The organism is Chryseobacterium cupriresistens (genome assembly GCF_046614675.1).
In the GTDB taxonomy this organism is placed as follows: domain Bacteria; phylum Bacteroidota; class Bacteroidia; order Flavobacteriales; family Weeksellaceae; genus Chryseobacterium; species Chryseobacterium cupriresistens.
This window is the reverse complement of the sequence record NZ_JBKKJT010000016.1, coordinates 1-8878: the sequence shown is the minus strand read 5'-3', so window position 1 is coordinate 8878 and position 8878 is coordinate 1. Positions and strand designations below refer to the sequence as shown.

Here is an 8878-nt window from a genome sequence, read left to right as displayed (position 1 = left end):
ATAAAGAAGTGAGGACATTTCTAAAGCACAATATACTTCCTGAGTTATTTAGCCAAAACTGTTCTCTCACCCCTTTTGCTTTGTATGTAAATTTATTCTTTTGCAAACATAGGAGCCAAAACTTAAAAAAGTATCAAACAACCATTTGTAGAAATCCGTGTTATCTGTGGTAAAAAAACAATAAAAACAACAAATTGTCATAACACTAAATCTTTTCCTACTTTTGTAAAGAATAAATCTTGAGTTGTAAAACTGAAATGCTATTAAAACTTCCCACAGAACCTGTTTCCATCCAGGAAATTCCCATTCAGAAAAATATTAAACTTTTCATTAAAAGGGAAGATCAGATTCATCCGTTGATTTCAGGAAATAAATACTGGAAGCTTTTTCACAATGTCAATAACTATCTCGAAAAAAATCAGGGAAACCCTTATATCATTACTTTTGGAGGTGCTTTTTCCAATCACATTTCTGCGGTTTCTGCCGTAGGAAATAGGGCGGGTATTCCAACACTGGGAATCATCAGAGGAGAAGAACTGGAACGTAAATGGCGCGATAACCCAACCTTACTTTTTGCGAAAAGAAATGGGATGAACCTGAAATTTGTCACCCGCGAAGAATACCGCCACAAAGAAAAACTGACAGAATTCCTTCAGCAGGAGTTCCCTGAAGCTTTGATTGTTCCTGAAGGAGGAACCAATAAAGAGGCTGTAGAAGGAGTGAAAATGATGCTCAACGAACAAACAAAAGATTTTGACTATCTTTGCACCGCAGTTGGAACCGGTGGTACCATTGCAGGAATTTCAAAATTTTGTGAAGAGAATCAGAAAGTTATAGGATTTAAAGCCGTTGACGATGCTTCACTTGAAAATAAAATTTTTGAATTAACTTTGAAACAGAATTTTAATCTAATAGATTCATGTTTTGGAGGTTATGGTAAAATAAGTGATGGAAACGTCCGTTTTATCAATGATTTCAAGGAGAGATACGGTATTCCTCTGGAACCGATTTATACAGGGAAAATGATGGAGAAGGTTTTTGAAATGATAGAAGAAGAATATTTTCCTGAAAACAGTAAGATTTTGTGCTTTCACACTGGTGGTTTACAGGGAATTGAAGGAGCGAATCTGCTGTTGGAAAAACAGAATAGAAATTTAATTATATAAGTAAAATTGAAAAACATGAAACACTTAGTGTTCCATCTTTCATTTTAAAACAATAAAAAATATAAGATGAAAAGACTTTTTCTATCCATAAGCCTTTTAGTTTTATCAAAATTTTCAGCCCAGACTTGGGCAACCGAAGATCAGTATATTCAGAAGTTTGCTAAATATGCAGTAGAAGAAATGGAAAAATACAAAATCCCGGCTTCTATCACTCTTGCCCAGGGATTACTGGAAACCGGAGGCGGACAGAGCAGACTGGCACAGGAAGGTAAAAACCACTTCGGTATAAAATGTAAAGAAGACTGGACCGGTAGAACGATGAAACATACCGATGACGCACCTAACGAATGCTTCCGTGTGTACGACGATCCAAGACAGTCTTATGAAGACCATTCTATATTTTTATCCACAAGAAAATATTACGCCAACCTTTTCAAACTGGATATGAAAGATTACAGAGCGTGGGCCACCGGTTTAAAAAAAGCAGGGTATGCTACCAACCCGCGCTATGCTTCCATTCTTATCTCCAAAATTGAAAAGTATAAATTATATGAATACGACAATACCAATTCCAATGAAGTATTGTACGCTGTTCTTAAAATGTACCCGGATCTGAAAGACGACAGAACTTTCATGGCACAGCTGGAGCCTTCAAAAGCCAACAGAAAAGCTAAAGAACCGGTTACGGTAGAAGTTCCCTACAAACAGACTTCCTACGCACAACAGCAAAAAAGAGTAGAAAGAATCAAAACGAAAGCTGAAATTCTTAATTCTATTCTTATCAAAAGTCACCCGAATGACGGGCTGAAATATATTATCATTCCTGAAGATACCGATGTAAAATTCATTGCCAATAAATTCAAAGTAAGCGAAAGCAGGCTGATGAAGTGGAATGAACTGGAAAATGAAACGTTGAAGAAAAATGATATCGTTTTCCTTGAATCCAAAAATTCTACAGGTAATACAGCAACTTACAAAGCTGAATACGGAGAAGATATGCATGATATTGCACAGAAATTCGGAATCAAGTTAAATAAATTATATGCTAAAAACAGAATGGATGAAGGGCAGCAGCCTTCAGCAGGACAGCTGATTTATTTAATAGACAAAAAACCGCGAAACTAATAACGATTCCAAAGCCATGAGAATATTAAATGTGAAATCTAAATATCTGTCGATATTTCTGATATTCATGTCGTGTACAATATTTTCACAGGATCAAAATTATATTCCTTACAGAAAAGGAAAGTTGTGGGGATTGTGTGATGTTAATAAATTTATAGCTGTACAGCCGCAATATAGCAGTATAAGCAGCTATGATGAATCCATAGGAGGATTTCATGCAGAACAAAATGGAAGATTTGGTATCGTAGATCGAAATGCTGTTATCATCATGCCATTTATTTCCAATACACCCATATCTGTAGAACGAGATAAATATCTGGTTTTTGATGGATGGGATTATTATTACTATTCCATCAAGACCAAAATGCGTCTTGACAAATATATTAAGCAAGAAAGTTATCCTGTAAGAGACAGTGGTTGGGAAAATTATAGTCCGCTTAACAGAAATAACGCAAAATTGACATTAAGCAGGGAAGATCTTGATGATGATGATCTGGATATGCTGGAGTCATATGATAATGATGGTTATCAATGGAATTACAAAGCTGATTTTCTGGAGATTATGGACGGAAATACCTATGTCGGGATGTATGTCCCTAAACTTAAGAAAGTATTTCTCAATACACAGGATATAGCATACGTAGGATGGCAGTTTTATAAAGGTAAACCTTATATTTTGACAACCAACGTTTCAGGTTTTTTGGGGTTAGCAGATGAAAATTTGCGGGAGGTTTATCCTATACGATATGAAACAATCAATCTGATAGATGACAGCCATTTAGTTGTTCTTTCAGAACCTGATCCGAATAACAGAAATAATGTGATTTTTAAGACAATTCTTCCCAATAATAAGGTTTTATACGGAAAATTTGAGCCAGCTATGATCGTTTTGAAAAATGGCAATCCTTTTCAGATATATTACATGATAAGTAATGGGCAGAAAAATTATGCAGGAGAAGATGGAACCCTTTACTTTGAGGGTTAAATAATAAAATAAAAGAAAAATGAAGTATCAAAGAAGTTCGGCTTTATTTGATGAAGCCTACAAATACATTCCGGGAGGTGTAAACTCTCCGGTAAGAGCATTCAAATCCGTAGGAGGAGTGCCCGTTTTCATGAAATCGGCAAAAGGAGCTTACCTTACCGATGCAGATGACAATACTTACATCGATTATATTAACTCATGGGGCCCAGCCATTTTAGGACATACACATCCTGAAGTATTGGAAGAACTGAAAATACAGGCAGAGAAAGGATTCTCTTTCGGTGCACCTACAGAGCTGGAAACAGAAATTGCAAAATTCATCATTGAAAATGTTCCTAATATTGACCAGATCAGAATGGTTTCTTCAGGAACAGAAGCATGTATGAGTGCCATAAGACTGGCAAGAGGATATACAGGAAGAGATAAGATTGTAAAATTTGAAGGCTGCTATCACGGACATTCAGATTCATTCCTGATCAAAGCAGGAAGCGGCGCCGCTACATTCGGAAATCCAAACTCTCCGGGAGTAACTTCCGGAACTGCAAAAGATACTTTGCTGGCCCGTTATAATGATTTTGAACAGGTTCAGGATTTATTCCGCCACAATCCGGGAGAAATTGCAGCTGTAATTATAGAACCTGTAGCAGGGAATATGGGCTGTGTACTGCCTGAAAACGATTTCTTACAAAACCTGAGAAAGATCTGTGATGAAAACGGTGCTTTGTTAATCTTTGATGAAGTAATGACCGGTTTCAGATTAGCTTTCGGAGGTGCACAGGAACTTTTCAATGTAAAAGCAGATTTAGTGACTTACGGAAAGGTAATCGGTGGAGGTCTTCCGGTAGGAGCTTTCGCAGGAAGAAATGAAATTATGGATCACCTTGCACCAAAAGGAGGGGTATACCAGGCGGGAACATTAAGCGGAAATCCTTTAGCCATGAGAGCCGGATTAAAAACTCTTCAGCTTATTAAAAATGATCCTGAGTTTTTCAACAGATTGGAGAAAACAACAGAAACATTGGATTTTGAAATAGGGAAAATTCTGAATGAAAAAGGAATCGCTCACAGAATCAACAGAAAAGGTTCTATGATGTCTGTATTCTTCCATATTAAAAGTGTTTCCAACTTTGATGAGGCACAGGAAGCTAACCACTCATTGTTCAATAATTTCTTCCATCAAATGTTACAGAATGGAGTATATCTTCCGCCAAGCGGTTATGAAACTTACTTCATCAGTGATGCGATCAAGGATAAAGAAATTGATATGACACTGGAAGCAGTAAGAAAATTTGAATATTCAAATAAATAAAAATAAATGAAGCCGGATTTTAGATCCGGTTTTTTTATGGAAAAGAAAATTGATTTGATGAGTTTAGATTGAAAAAAATCAACGCAATCTTTGTCACTGTGGTAGAAGAGTAAAAACAGCATAATCTGGATTTTTATGGAATGACAAGCGTTGTGGGATACTCTTAGTTGTAGTGTAGAAAGATAAACTGAGTATTTCAGCAGGGAATTACCACAAAGTATAAATCATACAGATTTTGTAATAAACCATACACCTCATTCAAGGGGCTTCTTTTTAATTTTGTCTTAAATAGATTGGAAATGAAGACCTCAGACAATACCATCTCCCGTAAAGATTTTATCCGGAATTCAGCGTTGGCTGTAGCGGGATTAACTTTAATACCTAATATCATGACTGCATCGCCTTTCGATGAGAAAAATCTTTCAGCAAAAGGAAAAATGAACCTTAAGAATGTTCGTTTGGAAACAGGATTTGAATACCAAGATGGGGAAGTGACTTCTACCAAAACGGATCTATTTTATGTTGAAGTTGAGAACGGAAAAATTATAAAGATTTCACCCAATCAACCTAATGCTAAAGCGGTAGATGCAAAAGGACTGTTGATGCTTCCTGCATTTAAGGATATGCACATCCATTTGGATAAAACCTTTTATGGTGATCAATGGCAGGCCGTTAGAAAAAGAACAGGAGGTGTCAAAGGAATGATAGAACTGGAGCAGAAAATGCTTCCTGAGATGCTGAAGAATTCAACTTTCAAAGCCGAAAAACTGATTGAGTTATTACAGTCTAAGGGAACTTCCTTTGCAAGAAGTCACGTGAATATTGAGCCCACTTCAAAACTTCAGTCATTAAAAAATCTTCAGAAAGCTTTAGAAAATAAAAAGAAGGGCTTTGGAGCTGAATTGGTAGCCTTCCCACAGCATGGTGTATTCTATACGGATTCCGTACCTTATCTGAAAGAAGCTGCGAAGATGGACATCGATTTTATTGGTGGAGTAGATCCGTTCAACATTGATGGCGATATTGAAAAAGTGGTAGACTTTACTGTTCAGCTTGCTTTAGACAATAAAAAAGGAATAGATATTCACTTACACGAAACCGGAGACTCGGGATTGAAAACGGTAGAATACCTGATTAAAAAAGTAAACGAAAACCCAGCTCTTAAAGGAAAAACATATGTAAGCCACTGTTTTGTTCTTGGAAAATTAGAAGCCGCAAAACAGGAAGAAATTGCTGAAAAATTGGGTGATGCACAGATTGGAATTGTTTCTACAATCCCTTTCGGAAGGCTGATTATGCCCATACCAACACTTTACAAGCATAATGTAACTGTTCTCACAGGAAATGACAGTATTGTGGATCACTGGAATACTTTCGGAACCGGAAGTGTCCTTCAGAAAGCCAATTTAATGGCTCAATTGTATGGATATTCAACAGAGTATTTATTATCAAGAAGCTTAAAACTGGCAACTGGAAATATTCTTCCGTTAGATGATAAAGGTACTCAACAATGGCCGAAGTCCGGGGATAAAGCAAATTTTGTATTGATCAACGCAAGTTGTTCTGCAGAAGCAGTATCACGAATTTCACACGTGGAGTCTTTAATTCATGAAGGAAACGTTGTTTTTTAATGTAGAAAAAAAAGATTAAATAAATTAATATATAATCTAGTTGTGTTTTTTCAACCATAATGGGGATGAAAAGTTTACGAAAAGTTACGAAACGAAGATGGAAATGAAGATAGCGTGATGCAGATAAAGCTTTTGTTCCTTTTGTGGTTGTTTTAGTTTTTTCTCTCATAAATTTTAGTAATTTTAGGAGAAAATCAGGCAGAGTGGCTTACCATACAGATCATTTTCCTATTTTGGGAATTCAGGAATTTAGTGAGAATCAGCTGAAGGGCTGTAATCTGCTGTTTAATGAACTTTCCGGAGCGCGCTCCATTGATGATCCGCACAAACATGATTTTTTTATCATCAATCTTTTTGAGAAGGGAGTAGGTTCACATACCATAGATTTTACAGAATATCAGGTTAAAGACCATCAGATTCATCTTGTTTTTCCCGATCAGGTACACCAATGGGTGATTGAAAAAGAAACCATCGGGTATCAGCTGATGATCAGCAGAGATTGGTTTGAAAGTTTTCTGCCCTCATTACGGTTTTCTGCCTCGTATTACCAGAACCATCCGGTGATCAATCTTTCCAAAGAAGTTTTTGAAACTTTTCTGTATGAATTTCAGGCTATCCAGAAAGAATTGAGTGGGGAAAAAGTCTTTTGGGAACTGATTCAAAAAAGAAGTGAATTGATCGGTTTGCTGGTGAGTCAATCTGTGGAAGGCGCTTTTAAAGACTTTGAAATCTATAACTCAAATCCTATTATTTCAAAATTTCTGCATCTTATTGACGAATATTTTAAAACAGAAAGATCTGTATCTTTTTATGCCGATAAACTGAATATTTCTGCCAACTACCTGAATATTGTCTGTAAGAAAAACCTCAATGCTTCAGCTTCTTCACTTATTCAGAACCGCATTTTACTGGAAGCCAAAAGACTGCTGAAAGTTTCCGAAATGTCTGTAAAAGATATTGTTTATGATCTTGGTTTCTATGATCATGCCAGCTTTTCAAAATTCTTTAAAGCCCAAACGGGAATGACACCTTCCCAGTTTAAAGAATAATCTGTACAAAACAAGACATAATTGATACACCGGTTTTACTCTCAGGCCGGCTTAATTTTGTATTGTTAAATTTTAAATCATGAAATTTCCCTATCAATTAACTGCAAAAGGAAACTATTCCCTGAAAAATGTCCGTCTGGAAACGGGTTTTGAATACGAAAATGAAGAGGTTACCGGAACAAAAACAGGCCTTTTCAGTATTGAAATTGAAGATGGAAAAATAAAAACAGTAAAAGCCAATGATCCGGCTTCCAATGCAATCGATGCTAAAGGATACCTGATGCTTCCCGCATTCAGGGATATGCACATTCATCTGGATAAAACGTTATATGGTCTTCCATGGCAGGCCCTTTCTCCGAAAAGAAAAACAGTGAAAGATATGATCGCCTATGAACAGGAAATCATTCCTGAATTGTTGAAGACTTCGGTAAGCAGGGCAGAACAGCTGATCAGTTTACAACAGCATTACGGAACGCATTTTGTAAGAACGCATTTCAATATTGATCCTACCTCTGGACTGAAATCCCTGGAACATCTTGAGCAGGCTCTTAATAATAAAAAAGATTCTTTCAAAGCTGAACTGGTGGCCTTCCCGCAGCATGGAGTTTATTATACAGAAACGGCTCCATTGATGAAAGAAGCAGCACAGCTTACAAGTGTGGGATTTATTGGCGGATTGGATCCTTTAAGTATTGACGGCAGCATTGAAAAAGTAATGGATTTTACGATTCAGCTGGCTTTAGATTACAACAAAGGAATTGATATTCACCTGCACGAAGCAGGAGAATCCGGAATGAAAACAATCAATTATCTGATTGATAAAGCGATCGAAAACCCCGCGCTTCAGGGAAAAACATTTGTAAGCCATGCATTTGCTTTAGCTCACCTTTCTCCTAAGGAAACAGAGCAGATTGCAGAAAGACTGGCTACTGGAAAAGTAGGAATTGCTTCTTCCGTACCTTTTAAAGGAAAGATAATGCCTATTCCGACCCTGAAAAAATACGGAGTAAACGTATTGATCGGAAATGATAATGTACAGGACTACTGGAGTACCTTCGGGTCCGGAAGTATGCTGCAGAAAGCGAATCTTATTGCTGAACTGTACGGTTATACTACAGAATATGCCCTTTCAAGAGCTTTGCAGTTTGCGACTCAAGCCATTCTTCCTCTGGACGAAAAAGGAAAGCAGCAATGGCCAAAAGCCGGTGATGAAGCAGCAATTGTTCTGACAGATGCTTCATGCTCTGCAGAAGCTGTTTCCAGAATATCTGAAATAAAAGCCCTGATGAATGGCGGTAATTTATTCTGGAGAAATTAATCTGAGTATATATTTTTTATACACTTGTTTTTTGTAACTGCCATCGGAAGCTTTTCTGGTGGCTTTTTTTGAATTATGAGTTATGAGTTTCGGGATTCGGGTTTCGGGGTTCTTCTTTATCAATAGGAACGGGCTTTAGCCCGTTTGAATGGAAAAAAATATACCTCAGGCTTTAGATTCTGTGTTAACTTCCAAATATTTTTTATACATTTATATTTATAAAAGCGACCTTGAGTTAGCTTGCGTAGGGTGAACGTCTTTGATTTTTACCCTACTTTCTTCAAAATCTATCTGG

General features: G+C 36.9%; 7 protein-coding genes. All 7 read left to right on the top strand.

Annotation, left to right across the window (positions count from 1 at the left end; genetic code table 11):
* The first annotated feature begins 257 nt into the window (after nt 1-257).
* The 7 genes from ACLI50_RS22475 to ACLI50_RS22445 all read left to right on the top strand — a co-directional run bounded on the left by ACLI50_RS22475 (nt 258) and on the right by ACLI50_RS22445 (nt 8583).
* The gene (locus ACLI50_RS22475) at nt 258-1166 is read left to right on the top strand and encodes a 1-aminocyclopropane-1-carboxylate deaminase/D-cysteine desulfhydrase (protein ID WP_343643637.1); all 909 of its coding nucleotides are present in this window, start codon (nt 258-260) and stop codon (nt 1164-1166) included.
* 66 nt (nt 1167-1232) lie between these two features.
* Nucleotides 1233-2291 carry a glucosaminidase domain-containing protein gene (locus ACLI50_RS22470; RefSeq protein ID WP_227943005.1) on the top strand — a complete coding sequence of 353 codons (1059 nt, stop codon included), beginning with the start codon at nt 1233-1235 and terminating at the stop codon, nt 2289-2291.
* Between the two features lie 16 nt (nt 2292-2307).
* A complete protein-coding gene (locus tag ACLI50_RS22465; RefSeq protein WP_202838885.1) occupies nt 2308-3276 on the top strand; it encodes a hypothetical protein in 969 nt (322 codons plus the stop codon).
* A gap of 19 nt (nt 3277-3295) precedes the next feature.
* Nucleotides 3296-4585, top strand: a complete 1290-nt coding sequence (gene hemL / locus ACLI50_RS22460; protein ID WP_411414670.1) for a glutamate-1-semialdehyde 2,1-aminomutase — start codon at nt 3296-3298, stop codon at nt 4583-4585.
* Between the two features lie 299 nt (nt 4586-4884).
* Nucleotides 4885-6216 carry an amidohydrolase gene (locus ACLI50_RS22455; RefSeq protein WP_202838887.1) on the top strand — a complete coding sequence of 444 codons (1332 nt, stop codon included), beginning with the start codon at nt 4885-4887 and terminating at the stop codon, nt 6214-6216.
* A gap of 203 nt (nt 6217-6419) precedes the next feature.
* Nucleotides 6420-7265, top strand: a complete 846-nt coding sequence (locus tag ACLI50_RS22450) for an AraC family transcriptional regulator (protein WP_202838888.1) — start codon at nt 6420-6422, stop codon at nt 7263-7265.
* Between the two features lie 79 nt (nt 7266-7344).
* The gene (locus tag ACLI50_RS22445) at nt 7345-8583 is read left to right on the top strand and encodes an amidohydrolase (RefSeq protein ID WP_411414669.1); all 1239 of its coding nucleotides are present in this window, start codon (nt 7345-7347) and stop codon (nt 8581-8583) included.
* The last annotated feature ends 295 nt before the right edge of the window (nt 8584-8878 follow it).